The sequence below is a fragment of the Sporosarcina ureae DSM 2281 genome, from assembly GCF_000425545.1.
GTDB classification, from domain to species: domain Bacteria; phylum Bacillota; class Bacilli; order Bacillales_A; family Planococcaceae; genus Sporosarcina; species Sporosarcina ureae.
Genome location: NZ_AUDQ01000007.1, coordinates 125,560 through 141,008, shown reverse-complemented (window position 1 = coordinate 141,008; position 15,449 = coordinate 125,560). Strand labels below are relative to the sequence as shown.

13 protein-coding genes and 1 riboswitch are annotated in these 15,449 nt (G+C 41.2%); of the genes, 9 read left to right on the top strand and 4 right to left on the bottom strand.

From position 1 onward, the window contains the following. Positions 1-76 precede the first annotated feature (76 nt). Positions 77-1,849, bottom strand: coding sequence for a phosphomethylpyrimidine synthase ThiC (gene thiC, locus H605_RS0108840; RefSeq protein ID WP_029053888.1), 1,773 nt, complete (start codon positions 1,847-1,849; stop codon positions 77-79). A 118-nt stretch (positions 1,850-1,967) separates the two neighbouring features. Next, positions 1,968-2,085, bottom strand: a riboswitch (TPP riboswitch). Positions 2,086-2,490: 405 nt separating this feature from the next. On the opposite strand from thiC, the gene H605_RS0108835 reads away from it, so the two are divergent. Continuing rightward, a complete protein-coding gene (locus H605_RS0108835; RefSeq protein WP_029053887.1) occupies positions 2,491-3,444 on the top strand; it encodes a calcium/sodium antiporter in 954 nt (317 codons plus the stop codon). Between the two features lie 61 nt (positions 3,445-3,505). On the opposite strand, the gene H605_RS0108830 is transcribed toward H605_RS0108835, so the two are convergent. Both H605_RS0108830 and H605_RS0108825 read right to left on the bottom strand, forming a co-directional pair. Beyond that, entirely contained in the window at positions 3,506-4,180 is a 675-nt protein-coding gene (locus H605_RS0108830) for a response regulator transcription factor (protein WP_029053886.1), read from the bottom strand. Positions 4,181-4,198: 18 nt separating this feature from the next. Further along, positions 4,199-5,557 carry a sensor histidine kinase gene (locus H605_RS0108825; RefSeq protein WP_029053885.1) on the bottom strand — a complete coding sequence of 453 codons (1,359 nt, stop codon included), beginning with the start codon at positions 5,555-5,557 and terminating at the stop codon, positions 4,199-4,201. Between the two features lie 229 nt (positions 5,558-5,786). Here H605_RS0108825 and H605_RS0108820 point away from each other — a divergent pair, with 229 nt between their 5' ends. Both H605_RS0108820 and H605_RS0108815 read left to right on the top strand, forming a co-directional pair. Then, entirely contained in the window at positions 5,787-6,344 is a 558-nt protein-coding gene (locus H605_RS0108820; RefSeq protein ID WP_029053884.1) for a YdhK family protein, read from the top strand. Between the two features lie 143 nt (positions 6,345-6,487). Beyond that, positions 6,488-7,030 carry a CueP family metal-binding protein gene (locus tag H605_RS0108815; RefSeq protein WP_029053883.1) on the top strand — a complete coding sequence of 181 codons (543 nt, stop codon included), beginning with the start codon at positions 6,488-6,490 and terminating at the stop codon, positions 7,028-7,030. Between the two features lie 89 nt (positions 7,031-7,119). On the opposite strand, the gene H605_RS0108810 is transcribed toward H605_RS0108815, so the two are convergent. Next, positions 7,120-8,832, bottom strand: coding sequence for an ABC transporter ATP-binding protein (locus H605_RS0108810; protein WP_029053882.1), 1,713 nt, complete (start codon positions 8,830-8,832; stop codon positions 7,120-7,122). 594 nt (positions 8,833-9,426) lie between these two features. On the opposite strand from H605_RS0108810, the gene H605_RS0108805 reads away from it, so the two are divergent. The 6 genes from H605_RS0108805 to H605_RS0108780 all read left to right on the top strand — a co-directional run bounded on the left by H605_RS0108805 (position 9,427) and on the right by H605_RS0108780 (position 15,441). Beyond that, positions 9,427-9,960, top strand: coding sequence for a dihydrofolate reductase family protein (locus H605_RS0108805; RefSeq protein WP_029053881.1), 534 nt, complete (start codon positions 9,427-9,429; stop codon positions 9,958-9,960). A gap of 324 nt (positions 9,961-10,284) precedes the next feature. Then, entirely contained in the window at positions 10,285-11,244 is a 960-nt protein-coding gene (locus H605_RS0108800; protein ID WP_051210525.1) for an urea transporter, read from the top strand. A 103-nt stretch (positions 11,245-11,347) separates the two neighbouring features. After that, positions 11,348-12,928 carry an ABC transporter substrate-binding protein gene (locus tag H605_RS0108795; RefSeq protein ID WP_051210524.1) on the top strand — a complete coding sequence of 527 codons (1,581 nt, stop codon included), beginning with the start codon at positions 11,348-11,350 and terminating at the stop codon, positions 12,926-12,928. After that, positions 12,918-13,886 (top strand): ABC transporter permease, encoded by a 969-nt coding sequence (locus H605_RS0108790; protein ID WP_029053878.1) that lies wholly within the window; start codon positions 12,918-12,920, stop codon positions 13,884-13,886. Before H605_RS0108795 ends, H605_RS0108790 begins: the two co-directional genes overlap by 11 nt. Continuing rightward, positions 13,887-14,699, top strand: coding sequence for an ABC transporter permease (locus H605_RS0108785; RefSeq protein ID WP_029053877.1), 813 nt, complete (start codon positions 13,887-13,889; stop codon positions 14,697-14,699). Further along, positions 14,692-15,441, top strand: a complete 750-nt coding sequence (locus H605_RS0108780; RefSeq protein WP_037561787.1) for an ATP-binding cassette domain-containing protein — start codon at positions 14,692-14,694, stop codon at positions 15,439-15,441. The genes H605_RS0108785 and H605_RS0108780 overlap by 8 nt, the downstream gene beginning before the upstream one ends. Positions 15,442-15,449: the final 8 nt, after the last annotated feature.

Genomic DNA, 15,449 nt, shown 5'->3' with positions numbered 1-15,449 from the left:
ACTGATGAAGATTTCGGCGTTTTACAGAGATCTGATGAATTAACTGTTCGGTTGTCATAACTCCATTCACTCCTTATTAAAGATAGATTTCAGCACCGGATTTTTTAAATTCTTCAGCCTTTTCCTTCATGCCACTTTCCATTGCTAGCTTCTCTTCTAAACTGTTTTCATCAGCATATTTTCTAATGTCGTGTGAAATTCGCATACTGCAAAATTTAGGTCCGCACATCGAACAGAAGTGGGCGATCTTGGCTCCTTCAGCCGGCAGTGTCTCATCATGATATTCCATCGCACGTTCTGGATCCAAGCTTAAATTAAATTGATCTCTCCAACGGAATTCGAAGCGGGCCTTTGATAGTGCGTCATCACGTTTGTGTGCATTCGGATGACCTTTAGCTAAATCAGCTGCATGGGCTGCAATTTTATACGTTATGACGCCTTCACGCACATCATCTTTATTCGGTAGACCAAGGTGCTCTTTAGGCGTTACATAACATAACATCGCGGTCCCGAACCAGCCGATCATAGCCGCACCAATAGCAGATGTGATGTGGTCATAGGCAGGAGCAATATCTGTCGTCAAAGGACCGAGTGTATAAAAAGGCGCTTCTTGACAAATCTCCATTTGCTTATCCATATTCTCCTTAATTAAATGCATAGGCACATGTCCAGGACCTTCTACCATGACTTGCACATCATGGGACCAAGCAATCTTCGTTAGTTCGCCAAGTGTTTCAAGTTCTGCGAATTGTGCCTCGTCATTGGCATCAGCAATTGAGCCGGGACGTAATCCATCTCCCAAGGAAAACGCGATATCGTACTGTTTCATAATTTCACATATATCTTCAAAGTGTGTGTATAGAAAACTTTCTTTATGATGCAACATACACCACTGGGCCATAATAGAACCACCACGTGAGACAATGCCGGTCACACGATGAATCGTCATGGGAATATAACGGAGCAGAACACCCGCATGAATGGTAAAGTAGCTGACACCTTGCTCAGCCTGCTCAATCAATGTGTCGCGGAATACTTCCCATGAGAGATCTTCCACTTTGCCGTTTACTTTTTCCAACGCTTGATATAATGGGACCGTTCCCACTGGGACAGGTGAGTTGCGGATGATCCATTCACGTGTTGTATGAATGTTCTTTCCCGTTGATAAATCCATGATATTATCTGCACCCCAACGTGTAGCCCATGTCATCTTTTCCACTTCCTCAGCAATTGATGAGGAGACCGCAGAATTTCCGATATTCGCATTGATTTTCACATGGAATTTACTACCGATAATCATCGGTTCCGCTTCTGGATGGTTAATATTAGACGGTATAATCGCCCGTCCTCTCGCCACTTCATCCCGTACAAGTTCAGGCGTTACATTTTCGCGGATTGCAATGAATTCCATTTCAGGTGTAATGATTCCTTTGCGTGCATAATGCATTTGTGTAACATTCATGCCACTTTTTGCTCGTAATGGTTTGCGTTTCAACAATGGAAATTCTGCGTCATTTTTCATTTTTTCCATTGAACGGTACCCATTATCCTGTGGCTTCACTTGCCGACCTTCATACTCTTCCACGTCATTTCGTTCAACTATCCAGTTCTTCTTAATATTCGGGAGTCCTTTTTGGATATCCACTTGATAACCAGCTTCCGTATATTTACCGCTTGTATCATAGACACGGAAAGGTTCATTTGGTATTTCACCTTGATCAGTTACAGTTGGTGATAGTTCAATTTCGCGCATCGGTACGAGTATGTCAGGACGACTTCCTTGTACATAAGTCTTGCTACTTGCCGGAAAACATTCATGGATACGGATTTCTTCTTTCTTCTCTTGCATTTTGTCATCGTCTCCTTTTGAGGGGTGACCATGACTCGATTCAAGTAAAGGGAATCGGCAACAAAAAAGACCAGTTCCGTAGATAGGACCTGGTCTTCAAAACGCAAAATAAGCGTTGCTGATAAAATGAAAACTTCCCTACGCTGGTACGAGCCAGATCAGGTCCAAAGAGTCCGGAATGCGTGTACTAACATTCCATCTCAGTCCAATAACGTTGGACGCCCCTAGTTATAGTATTTAATTGTGTGTACAGGAATAGTATGCCATATATTCAGATTTTTTTCAAGAGTTAATACACTTTTAATTTTCGTACCAATCAAGAAGGCAGGCACTAATGAGAAGTGAATGTCTTTATATGACTTGTAGGATGCATTAGTAGTGATGACGTGAGATAATCAATAGTGAAAACACAAAAGAGGGAAGGATGGTTGTAGTAGAGCTTACGTCGTATAAAATATCAGTGGTTGAGAATGATGAATACTATGGGGAGGTAAAATCAAATTCATTTTCTTGAATAATCATTGTGCTTGTAGGGATTTACATAGTGTTAATGTAGTTGAAGAAATCATTTTAGAATAGTCAGGACATGCTTACATACAGCTAACTAGAAATTTCATTCCTATGGAGGAGGTAACCAATATATGTCCTATGTATTACTCATTATTGGGTTTGTATTCTTAATAAAAGGAGCCGACTATTTCGTTGATGGCTCTTCAAATATCGCGAGGCTGCTTCAAATTCCTCCTATATTAATTGGACTCACTATTGTAGCGCTCGGAACTAGCTCACCGGAAGCGACAGTCAGTATTATTGCAGCGATGGGCGGAAACGCAGATGTCGCAGTGGGGAACGTAGTCGGAAGTAATATATTCAATATCACCATCGTTGTCGGGATGGCGGCATTTCTGTTTCCGTTGAAGGTACAAAGTGAGACTATCCGGAAAGAGATTCCGTTCACTTTATTAGCAAGTATAGTCATGTTGGTGTTGATAAGTGATATGGCATTACAAGGCTTCAGCAGCAATATGATCACACGCGGCGATGGAATTATTTTCTTACTATTCCTTTCGATCTTTATGTACTATGTGATTGAACTTGGCCTTCGAAGCCGTCAAAATGCTACGCTTACACAAGCCACTGATAATGTGAAGTGGGGGAAGAATATACTAATTACGCTAGTCGGGTTGGCAGCGATTATATTCGGAGGCGATTTGGTCGTTAGCAACGCCACGAAAATCGCTTATTCTCTTGGCATGAGCGAAACATTAGTCGGTCTTACGATCATCGCGATCGGTACGTCATTGCCTGAATTGGTTACATCAATTTCAGCGGCTTTGAAAAAAGAAAGTGAAATTGCTTTAGGGAACATCGTCGGTAGCAATATTTTTAACATCCTGTTTGTTCTCGGGGCTTCCTCTGTCATTACGCCTATCGCGGTGAACGATAAAGTGTTTATTGACGTCATCATTATGCTTGTATTGACCCTAGTATTATTGCTATTCGCTAGAACTGGCTTCAAAATTGGTAAGCGTGAAGGGCTCATGCTAGCTGTAGCGTACGTCGTGTATCTAGTGTATGTTATTTTACGTAATTAAGAAAAGGCTACTCTCCATTCATGGAAAGTAGCCTTTTCTAACTTTATAGCATGATATGTAGTTACCTCCACTTATAGCCGATGCCCCAAACTGTCACCAAAATCTCATCAATTGGAAAATTTGATTTCCTCAACTTATCCCGTAGATTTCGAATATGCGAATCGACTGTCCGAACCTCTGTATACGTGTCATATTCCCAAGCTACTTGAAGCAAGTCTTCCCGGGTAAACGTCCGATTTGGCCGATTCATCATTGCTTCTATAATATAGAACTCCTTTAACGTAAGTTGAACTTCATACGTGTCATACAGGATGGAATAGGACTCCAAGTCAAGAGTAAATGGACCTTCATGAATAGTCTTCGGTTGATTTTCGTTCTCTGTACGCCGTAATGCCACGCGCACTCTCGCGATGAGTTCGCGCTCGTCAAATGGTTTCGTAATATAATCATCTGCCCCTAGGTCAAGTCCTTTTACAACATCGGATTTGTCGGATCGAGCCGTTAATAAAATTACAGGTACAGCTGAAAATTCTCTCATTCTGCGGCAAACTTCCCATCCGTCCATGCCAGGCATCATGACATCGAGCAACACGAGCTGTACGTCCTCCACTTTGAATAGATCAATTGCTTTTTGGCCGTCAGTCGCTTGCAAACAGCGATATCCGTGTGGTGCAAGGAAAAGTTCTAGCAGATCGAGCATGCGTTGTTCATCATCAACAAGCAAAATGGTCTTCATATGCGTCACCCACTTTCATTATAATCGTACCGTAAAGATACTGCCTTTTTCTAATTCGCTTTGTACTTCGATCGTGCCACCATGTGCTTCTGTTAATTCCTTCACCGTTGCCAAACCAAGGCCAGCACCGCCAAATGAACGAGAACGGGATTTCTCGACGCGATACAGTTTTTCAAAAATTTGTTGCTGATTTTCCGCTGCAATGCCGCATCCGCTGTCTTCGACTTGTAAGATTACATGCTTTTTATCTTGAAACGCACGAATGATTACGGTGCTACCGGTTTCAGAATAGTGAAGCGCGTTATCTAACAGATTAAGAATAATTTGTTCGAGGCGCATTCGATCTGCCACGATAGGGAAATCGCGGACTTGTTCGATCCGAAGCGTAATTCCCTTCAAATCAAATGATGGTTGGACAAGCTGCACAATATCTCGGATGAACTCATCGGCAGAGAATTCGGATTTCGTCACAGTGAACGTCATTTCATCCATTTGCGCTAGATCCATCAAGTTTTTCACGAGTGTTTTTAAACGCTCAGCTTCTTCTTCGATAATCGATAAGTAGTCGAATCGCTCCGTATCATTCAGTTCTGTGCGCTGAGCCACTTTGGCATAGCCGATCAAGTACGTAAGGGGGGTTCCCATTTCATGAGACACGGACGCTAGAAATTCTTTTCGTTCACGTTTCACACGACTCAAATCATTCGATAATTTCCGGATGGAAGCTGCCAGTTCTCCTAGCTCATCATTAGACAACTTCGGTAAGTCCACATCATACAAACCTTCACTGATCTGTTCCGTTGCTTCTTTCATCCGAATGAGTGGACGTGTCAACCATTTGGACAGTAATAAGTAGACAATAAACAGAACGACAATGCTTCCGCCACCTGCAAGTAGAAAATGGGCGTTAAGTTGATTGACAAGTTGTCGGATTGGAATAGTACTTTGCAACATGACGAGAGTCCCTGAATTGCCTTTTACTTCATACGGATGCATGCTGACAAGATAAGGAGACGTTTCCCAATCCACGGGTAGTATAGTATCTTCCGTTAGTTGCGTGTCGTGTAGTTCGGATACGTATGGAGTGAGAATTTCTTCGTTATCCAATGAATGCTGTACGATATTTCCTCTATCATCGAGAATCGCGACGTCTCGTTCGCCACCGCTTTCCATAAGAATAATATGGTGTAGAGTCGTTTCAGTATAATTATCTTCCAACACATTTCGATGATTGCTACCCGTTTTTAAGAGTCGATCTAGTTCTTCATCCACCCGGGCATGTGTGATGGTTTGATGTAAATAGACCATCAGCAATGTATCCAAAATAAGAAATGAAATGATGAATGAAGCCGCTAACTTCGTTGAAATTTTATTCATAGCATGCGCTCCTTTTCCCTCTATTGAGCAGTATAAGATAAACGTATCGAAAATGTATGCAGAAAGCACCGATTACGTGTAGGACTACAATACTTGTACAAAAATCATGCCAACATCTTTTCGATGGCATGATTACAATTTAGGAGTTTCTAAGGAGTTTAAGGATTTAGCTTAAAGCAAGAACAGAAATTGCTATACTAGTATTAATTTAATAAAGGAGTGAAGTCATATGAAAAAACAAGTACTTTCAATAAGTGCGGCGTTTGCTCTAGTGCTTGCAGGATGTGGAGCGGCGACGCCAAAAGAAGAACCCGTTAAGAGTGAAGAAACTTCACACAATGATATGCAAGGGATGGACCATTCGAGTGACGGAAGTATTCCTGAAGGTTTAACGGAAGCCGTAAAACCGACATACCCGGTTGGATCTGAGGCTATTATTGAAACGGATCATATGGAAGGCATGAAGGGGGCTACTGCAACTATCGTTGGCGCATTTGAAACGGCTGCCTATTCCATTAACTATACACCGACAGATGGCGGTGAGAAAGTATTGGATCATAAATGGGTCGTTCATGAAGAAATAGAAGATCCAGCACCCGCTCCTCTAGACAAGGGAGCTGAAGTGACTGTACTCGCGGATCATATGGAAGGGATGGAAGGCGCAAAAGCAGAAATTGAATCTGTAGAACAGACTACTGTCTATATGATCGATTATGAGTCAACAACTGATGGAGAAGAAGTACAGAATCACAAGTGGGTTGTTGAAGACGAGCTATCAGAAAAGTGATGATCCAATGATGGAGTTGCCTCGCGCAGCTCTTTTCATTGTATGTAGGTAAAGATCAAGTACACGTTATATAAAAGGTCAAACATTCGTTACATGTGCTCTTCTAAACAGACACAAAAATACATGGAATAGGTTGTGAGAAGATGAAAGGGAAATTGATGGTCATGTTATTACTGGTCACCGCTTTATCAGTCGGTTGCAGCAATGAAAATGCGAATAATGAAGTACAACCATCACCAACACCACAAGAGACAGTGGATATTAAAGAATTAGTAAACGACTATACAGTGAGAAATGCTGTAGCTGCTTCCGCTTCTATCACATCGTCTGAACTAATTGTCACAGATGATGATAAAAACGTGACGAAGTACGATCTTCCAGAGGATGAGTTTTTTGTATCGATTGCTCCATTCGTGAACACTACACACCCGTGTGACGTCCATAGTCTGACAGGCTGTCAAGGTGAACTCGTTGAGGAAGATTTCGATGTGCACATAGAAGATTCTGAAGGTAATGTAATTCTCAATGAAGTCAAAACAACTGAAGCCAATGGATTTATCGACTTGTGGCTACCACGTAATAACACATTTACCGTAACGATTAAACAAGATGCGAAAGAGACAGTATCTGAAATTACTACGTTCGATGGGGATAACACATGCATCACGACTATGCGCTTGGAGTAATTTCAAAAGCGTTCTATCTTGAACTCTATATTAAAAAATACCTGTGTCACAAACATATAAGTTTGCGGCACAGGTATTTTACTGTTTATTTATACTTGGTTAGCTTGGTGCAATTGAGCGAATGTACCGTTTTGTCGTACTAAATTTTCATACGTTCCTTGCTCTTCGATACCGTCTTCTGTCATCACGATGACTTGGTCGGCATTGCGAATCGTAGTGAGGCGATGCGCGATGATGAGTGTGGTGCGATTAACGGATAATTCTTCTAGTGATTGTTGGATGATGCGCTCTGTTTCTGTATCGAGCGCGGAAGTCGCCTCATCTAGAATGAGAATCGGTGGATTTTTCAAGAACATCCGAGCAATGGCCAGGCGTTGCTTTTGACCACCTGATAGTTTTAATCCACGTTCACCAATTTGCGTGTCATAGCCATTCGGCATACTGTTAATTAAGTCGGTAAGATGTGCTTTTTCTGCAGCTTCAAATACTTCCTCGTCTGTCGCATGTAATTTACCGTACGCGATATTATCACGAATCGTTCCTGTAAATAAGAAGACGTCTTGCTGCACGATCCCGATTTGACTACGTAATGATTTCTGTGTCATTTCCCGAATGTCTAATCCATCAATTGAAATAGAACCTTCATTGACTTCATAGAAACGAGGGATAAGTGAACAAATAGTCGTCTTTCCAGCACCTGAGGGACCGACGAACGCAACGGTTTGTCCAGCATGAATTGTTAAGTCGATATTGCGTAAGACCGGTCGCTCTGGGTCGTAACCAAATGTTACGTCGTTAAGTGTAATATCTCCGTGTAACTGATCGACGACTTTTGCATTCTTTTTATCTTTTATCTCTGGCTCTTGATCAATTAATGCACGGAAACGACTAAAGCCCGCCATACCTTTTGGATATAATTCTAGCAAAGCACTAATTTTATCAATAGGTTTAATTAAAATATTGCTGAATAAAATAAAGCTGACTAGTTCACCGTACGTTAATTTATTATTCACTGTGAACCAAGCCCCTACAATCAAAATGACGAGTGTGACGAGGCGAGTGAGCATATACATTGAAGATGTAGCCCAAGCCATGACTTTATACGCTTTTAGTTTAGCTAAGCGGAACTGACCATTGTCTTCCTGGAAACGACGTATTTCAAAGTCTTCATTTGTAAATGATTTCACAACGCGTGAGCCGGATACAGAATCCTCCACCCGCCCGTTGACATCCGCGATATTTTGATACATTTTATGCCACGCTGCATTCATCTTCTTATTAGAGTATGAGACTACTACTGCGAGCAACGGAACCATCACGATGGCGATTAAAGCGAGTTCAGGATTGATCGTATACATGATGCCGAACGCACCTAGAATGGTCATGATCGCAATGAAAGCATCTTCTGGTCCATGGTGAGCCAGTTCACCGATATCAAATAAATCGGTTGTGATGCGCGTCATAATATGGCCCGTTTTTGTATTGTCAAAAAATCGGAAAGATTGCTTCTGCACATGTTCGAACAATTCACGGCGCATATCGGTTTCGATGTTAATCCCGAGCTTATGCCCTAAATAGCTAACAATATAATGAAGAAACGTACTTACTAAATAGACGAGCAATAGTAAAAAGCTCACGGTGATAATTCGGTTCCAATCTCCTGACGGCAGGAGTCCGTCAATAAACCACTGAACAGCGAGAGGGAAAGCTAGTTCAAGAAGCGCTACGAAAATAGCACTGAAAAAATCGATCAAGAACAAGCGCCGATGTGGCTTGTAGTAGGAGAAAAATTGTGTAATCATGTAGTAATTCCTTTCCGTTGATGTACTAGTAGTATAAGAGAAGACTGAGAAAAAGTCATCTTAGACGTGTGAAAATAGAGGCCAAGTATATAATAGAAGGAACTTCACACGTAGTAAGGCTTACTGCCATCTGAAATGTTCCGTAATAGGAGGCGTACGTGTGTTTGTCCTTGTTCTCGTTCCCCCAGTGAAGTGACGGTTTTTAAAAAAGTGTAGTGTGTTTAAAAAAACTATTAAATGAAACATGAATGAAGTAATTGGCTGTTCGCTTAAGTAAATAGATCATTAAATACTATTCCAACGAGTGCGATTGTGGAAGTTGACCTGTTACTGAAACGGGCTAGGATTATGGAAATTAAATGATTTCGATATCTAACTTTAAAGGTCTCTCCTTAAACTATCATGTGTTTTAATGAATAAGTTTAGAGTGGAAGACAGCGACTCCTGCAGGTTCACCGTCCGTTTGGAACGGAAATCAACTGTTTCTTAAGACTGTTTTGCTATCTCTATTGATGAATTGAATTAGTGGCGTAACTCTGCTAATATTTGCAGGAACATACATTCTTGTTTTTGAGAGTAAGTAGGAGGATTAGTATGAAAAAACAAAGGAAGTTAGTATTATTTATTGCTCAAAGTTTAGATGGTTATATCGCCACAAAAGATGACTCACTTGATTGGTTATTTGAGGTTGAGGGGGAAGGAGATAATGGCTATTCGGAGTTTTCGGAAACCATCGATACAGTCTTAATGGGTAAGAGGACATATGATTGGATTATGGAACAAGAAAAAGGTCAATTCCCTTATACAAATAAAAATAGCTACGTTTTTACCCGGTCTTCGGTAACGGATACAAAAGACGTTACATTTATAAATGAAGATATTGTTGACTTTATTAGTAATTTGAAAAAAGAAGAAGGTAAAGATATCTGGATAGTTGGTGGTGGAGATATACTACATACATTTTTAAAGGAAAAGTTAGTCGATGAACTGATTGTAACAGTTGCACCAACAATCATCGGAGAGGGAATTCCTTTATTTAAACCAGACGATTATAAACTCGATCTTTCTCTTAGAAGTACTAGAACTTTCAATCAATTTGTTGAATTACATTACACAGTAAATGAATGAGTACGAATGTTTAGCAGTTACCCTTGTATTTAAGGAATAAGCTTAGAGTAGACACTTAGTTGATCGGAGTCGAAGAAGGCGACACTGGGAGGGTCAGCGAAAGCCGTAACGAAGAACGGCTCTTGTAGTAGGGTATGGTTCATCGTCCGCCATCCAGAACACAAACTAACGTGTATAACACTACTCCAAATTCATGTTCGTTTAATGTATAAGAGCGCGCTCATTAGCAAAAAATTAGATGATAGGGGAACCAACACACTTCAGAACAATGTAATATCATCTGAATTAGCATGACACTAAAGTAAATGAAATAGGTGAGACAATTTGCGGCGAAAAACAAGAGCAAATCAAACGAAGCACATGATAAAAGAAGGAAGTTTCACTACTTTTCTCAAAGAGTCTCTTAAAGGAATATCCCAAATCATTTATATTGAAAACACGATAACAGGCCTTCTAATTTTATTAGCTATTTCGGTATCGTCATTTTCATTAGGCATCATTGCACTTTTATCCGCCATGATTGGTACACTCGTTGCAAAAGTAGGCGGAGCAGATCAAAAATTGGTCAGTAAAGGTTTAATGAGCTATAACTCTGTGCTTTCGGGATTGGTGCTGCAAACATTTTTGACCGGACCTACTGCCTGGATTGTGGCATTGGTAGGAGCGGCGGTCACTGCGATACTCACAGCTACGCTCATGTATTTCTTAGGCAACTTTGACATCCCAATCTTGACATTACCATTCATTCTATTAACTTGGTTTACATTGCTTGCATCCTATAAACTCGAGAGTATCAAGTTAAGTGACTCCCTGTCTCCTCAAAGTTTAGCTAATTGGGAATTGCATATAGAAGGCAAAATCAATCTACTCCAAGCAACTTTCAATGGTATCGGTCAAATCTTTTTCCTCACAGAAGCTTTACCTGGTCTTTTATTATTTATTGCAGTATTTTGGGCTAGCAGGAAAATGGGCATATATGCGGTGATTGGTAACGTGGCTGCATGTGTTACAGCCCTTGCTTTAGCTGGAGAACATAGGCTGGTCATGCTAGGGTTATATGGTTACAATGCTATTTTAACCATTCTAGCCGTATCGGTTGTGTACAACACGAAGGAAAATCGCTATGCACCCATTACAGGTGTGGTGGCGGCATGTATTACAGTTCCTCTCATGGCGAGTGTTAGTATTTGGTTATTACCGTTAGGACTTCCCGCATTGACGATGCCATTTGTACTGAGCACGTGGTTGATTTTAGGCGCTAGAAAAGTTCTACCGAATTTGTAATTCATCTATAGTGAAAAAGTAAATCGTTATGCAGGACAAATGTAGACGAACATGAAATAATTGTAGAATGCGGAAAAATATGTTCCATAAAAAGGAGATAGTAATGATTACATTTAATAAGAGGATATTTGTACTTTTCATGGTACTTGTAGTTATTGTGGCAGGTTGTAGTAAAAAAGAGGATGCAAAAGAATCAACTCCATCTAAAGAGAATCGCCTCATTTATGCTTCTGAAGAGGAGTTCGAAGGGCTTAACCCGATCCTCGAAGAAACGAATCTAGATGCACTATTGTTTCGTGGAGTTATGCGATTTGATGAAAGTAATAAAGTAGTTACGGATATCGCAGACTCTTTCGATGTGTCAGAGGACAAACTTACGTATACGTTTAAGCTAAAAGAAGGTATTACATTCCACGACGGAGAAGAGCTTACAGCAGATGATGTAGTGTTCACGATTGAGAGTATTATGGATGATCAAAATGCTTCATTTTTGAAATCTGATTTTGAAGAAGTGGCAACTACTAAAACGCTGGATGACTATACCGTCGAAATTACATTAAAACAGCCATTTACACCGTTACTGGACAAGTTAACCGTACCGATTCTTCCAAAACATGCTTTTGAAGGAATCGATATGAGAACAGCTGACTTTAACAGCCATCCGATAGGTGCAGGGCCATATATGTTTGATAAATGGGATCGTGGAAATTCATTGACATTACAAGCATATAGTGAGTTTTTCGGAACGAAGCCTTCGATTGAAAAAGTAATATTTAAGTTTATTCCAGATAGTAATGTTCGTGCACTTCAGTTGAAGTCTGGCGAGGTGGATGTTGCACTGTTGGATCCTGTACAAGTTGAAAACTTGGAAAGAGAAGAGAGCTTAACTATTTACGATATAGAATCCGCGGACTATCGCGGCATTTTATTCAATATGAATTTGGACCTTTGGAAAGATGTCAACGTACGTCGTGCATTTAGTTACGCAACCGATCGAGAGCAAATCGTAAAAGGTATTTTAAAAGGACATGGTTCTGTTGCCTATTCACCATTGCAAAACCATGAGTTCCACAATGAGAAAATAGAAAAATATACGTATGACCTCGAGAAAGCGAACGCGTTGTTGGATGAAGCGGGTTGGAAAGAAAATGAGGACGGTATTCGTGTTAAAGATGGAGAAAAACTTTCATTTACGATTACTGCCCCTGCAAGTGATACCGTTCGTGTGAACATGGCAAATTATGTTGCTGAAGGTTTCAAAGACATTGGTGCGGATGTAAAAGTAGCTGCACTCGACTGGAGCGCAATTACAATTGAAGACGCGGACGCGTTCATGGTTGGCTGGGGCAGTCCGTATGATGCAGATCATCATACGCACATATTGTTCCATACGGATGAATCGAGCATCAAGAGCTCCGGTTATAACTATGGTAGTTATTCGAATAAAAAAGTGGATGAACTGCTCGCGAAAGGCCGTACAGAGACTGATCCGGATAAACGTAAAGCGATTTACATGCAATTCCAAGAAGAACTTGCGAATGATCCGGCATTTGACTTCATTGCCTATGAAAATGCAGTGTACGGCATTAACAAAAATGTCAGTGGTGTGAAAGAACGAACGCTAGGTCATCATGGATCTGGTTTCCTTTGGAATGTCGAGGAGTGGAAGTGGAATGATCAGTAAATGGGTAGGGAAGCGAATGGTGATGGGGATTGTGGTCCTCTTCATCGTTAGCTTCCTCTCTTTTTTCATTATGCAAGCAGCGCCTGGAGATCCTGCTGCCGCTTTCTATGGAGGTAATGCACAGACGTTAACTGCAGCCGAAAAAGAACGCATCACCCGTGCGTATGCATTAGACCGTCCTGTTGCCCAGCAATACATTGCGTGGCTAGGTGAAACGGTCAAAGGGAATTTAGGAACTTCCTCTAAAGAAGGCAGACCCGTTTCTGAAATCATCATGGAACGGCTACCTAATACGTTACTATTATTTAGTGTGACGATGTTTTTTATTATCATTGGTTCCATTTGGCTTGGCACAGTGGCGGGCATGAGGGAGGGGTCTATTTGGGATAAAGGACTGTCCACATTTAGTATCGCAACGTCTTCCATACCTGCCTTTTGGCTTGGTATTTTGTTCATTTACTTCTTTGCTGTAAGTCTAGGGATTCTTCCTTCTTCTGGATCGGGCGATGTAGAGGGGAATGGCGGTGTTATAGATAAAATCAGTCATCTCATTATGCCCGCCAGTGTGTTGATTGTAACGCATGTGGGGATTTATGCACGCTTTCTACAGGAAAGTATTAAGATAGAAAACAGTCAATACTATGTGAAAGTTGCACGTGCAAATGGTGTAACGGAAAGCTCCATTCGAAAAGGTGTAGTGCGTAACGCTTCCATTCCTTATTTGAATTACATCGCTATGACCATTCCGTCATTCTTTGGTGGATCTATTATTGTGGAATCTTTGTTTGCTTGGTCTGGAATAGGGCAATTGACGGTGAAAGCAGTCACAACAAAGGATTTCCCTTTATTAATGGGGAGCATTATGGTGACAGGTATCCTAGTCGTCATTACGCTTTTTATTGTCGATCTCATTATGTACGCCATGGATCCGAAGATGCGCAAAGGGGGCGCCCGATAAATGAAGTCACGGAAAGCACTTTTGTTTTGGTGTAGTCTACTTGGATTGATTGTCTTTTTGACAGTGTTTTCAAACATGCTCGCCCCGTTTAGTCCGAATGAGATGAACATGGATGATGTATATAGTGCACCGAGTAGCGACCATTGGTTAGGAACGGATCATTTAGGCAGAGACGTTCTATCGCGGTTATTAGAAGGTGGGAAAGTGACGCTAGCTGTAGCAAGTGGTTCAGTTATTTTGTCGCTGATCATTGGAATTGTCTATGGCGGCATTAGTGGCTATTTTGGCGGTTTGACTGATACCGTCATGATGCGGTTGTTGGAAGCTCTGATTACCATCCCTGCGCTAATTATTATTTTGTCGTTTCAAGCAATTATTCAAGGCGGTATGTGGGGCATGACACTTCTCATTGGATTGACCGGATGGCTTGTTACCGCAAGAATTGTGCGTTCAGAATTCATTCGGCTCAAAGAAGAAGAGTTTGTTAAAATGGCTAATATGTTCGGTACGCCTGTTTGGAAAATACTTTGGGGTCATTTGCTGCAAAACAGCATTCCCGCTATTTTTGTCGTAACGCTATTTAATTTTGCTGGCGCGATATTTATGGAAGTATCACTTAGTTTTCTCGGCATCGGAATACCTCCAGCAATACCTTCTTGGGGGAATATGTTGTACTACGCGCAAAATGATATTTTAATTGGTGCTTGGTGGATTGCATTATTTCCAGGCATTATGATTTTCTTAACCATTCTCTCCATTAATTTTATCGGAGAGGCGTGGAAAAATCCGAAGCGGAGGCGTGTCAATGATTGAAGTTAGAGACTTAACTATTAATATAGAGGGTAAGCACATTACGCAGCACGTTGACTTTACAATACCTCGTGGAAGGATCACGTCTTTGATTGGAGAAAGTGGTAGCGGAAAAAGTATGACGGTATCCGCCTTGCTTGGTATGTTGCCAGTAGACGCGAAGGTAAGCGGATACGTTATGTACGAAGGTCGAAATGTATTGGATGCATCTGACCAGGAGATGGAGAGCGTGAGGAAACAAGATGTTTTTACTATATTCCAAGACGCATCAAACAGTTTTAATCCGTCTGTGAAAATGGGACGTCAACTGTATGCATTTTCAGGGGAACGCGTTGGTGATACGATAGATGTATTTAACGAGAAAATGAAATTGATTTTAGACCAGTTGGGCCTTGCTTGGGACGTTGTTGAGCAATATCCTTTTCAGTTATCCGGCGGAATGTTGCAAAGATGTATGATTGCGTGCGCATTTTACGTGGAACCTGCTTTACTCATTGCGGACGAGCCCACATCGGCACTCGATATGGTGCTACAAAAGGAATTCATTCAATTGCTAATTCGTCTTAATGAAGAACGGAATACGACGATTCTGCTCATTACTCATGACCTCGACATCGTTGCTGAAGCTGCTCATGAAATGGCGGTTATGCAGCAAGGAACCATAGTAGAAACGGGGACAGTGGAAACGGTTTTCTCGAATCCTCATCATGCCTATACGAAGCGGTTATTGGAGAGTAGATTTTAGGAGTGGAC

Bases quoted from the DNA above. Each gene is read 5' to 3' on its own strand.
- H605_RS0108825 (WP_029053885.1), bottom strand. From the start codon at position 5,557: ATGAATAAAATTTCAACGAAGTTAGCGGCTTCATTCATCATTTCATTT.
- H605_RS0108815 (WP_029053883.1), top strand. From the start codon at position 6,488: ATGAAAGGGAAATTGATGGTCATGTTATTACTGGTCACCGCTTTATCA.
- H605_RS0108835 (WP_029053887.1), top strand. From the start codon at position 2,491: ATGTCCTATGTATTACTCATTATTGGGTTTGTATTCTTAATAAAAGGA.
- H605_RS0108780 (WP_037561787.1), top strand. From the start codon at position 14,692: ATGATTGAAGTTAGAGACTTAACTATTAATATAGAGGGTAAGCACATT.
- H605_RS0108790 (WP_029053878.1), top strand. From the start codon at position 12,918: ATGATCAGTAAATGGGTAGGGAAGCGAATGGTGATGGGGATTGTGGTC.
- H605_RS0108820 (WP_029053884.1), top strand. From the start codon at position 5,787: ATGAAAAAACAAGTACTTTCAATAAGTGCGGCGTTTGCTCTAGTGCTT.
- H605_RS0108810 (WP_029053882.1), bottom strand. From the start codon at position 8,832: ATGATTACACAATTTTTCTCCTACTACAAGCCACATCGGCGCTTGTTC.
- H605_RS0108830 (WP_029053886.1), bottom strand. From the start codon at position 4,180: ATGAAGACCATTTTGCTTGTTGATGATGAACAACGCATGCTCGATCTG.
- H605_RS0108805 (WP_029053881.1), top strand. From the start codon at position 9,427: ATGAAAAAACAAAGGAAGTTAGTATTATTTATTGCTCAAAGTTTAGAT.
- H605_RS0108795 (WP_051210524.1), top strand. From the start codon at position 11,348: ATGATTACATTTAATAAGAGGATATTTGTACTTTTCATGGTACTTGTA.
- thiC (WP_029053888.1), bottom strand. From the start codon at position 1,849: ATGCAAGAGAAGAAAGAAGAAATCCGTATCCATGAATGTTTTCCGGCA.
- H605_RS0108785 (WP_029053877.1), top strand. From the start codon at position 13,887: ATGAAGTCACGGAAAGCACTTTTGTTTTGGTGTAGTCTACTTGGATTG.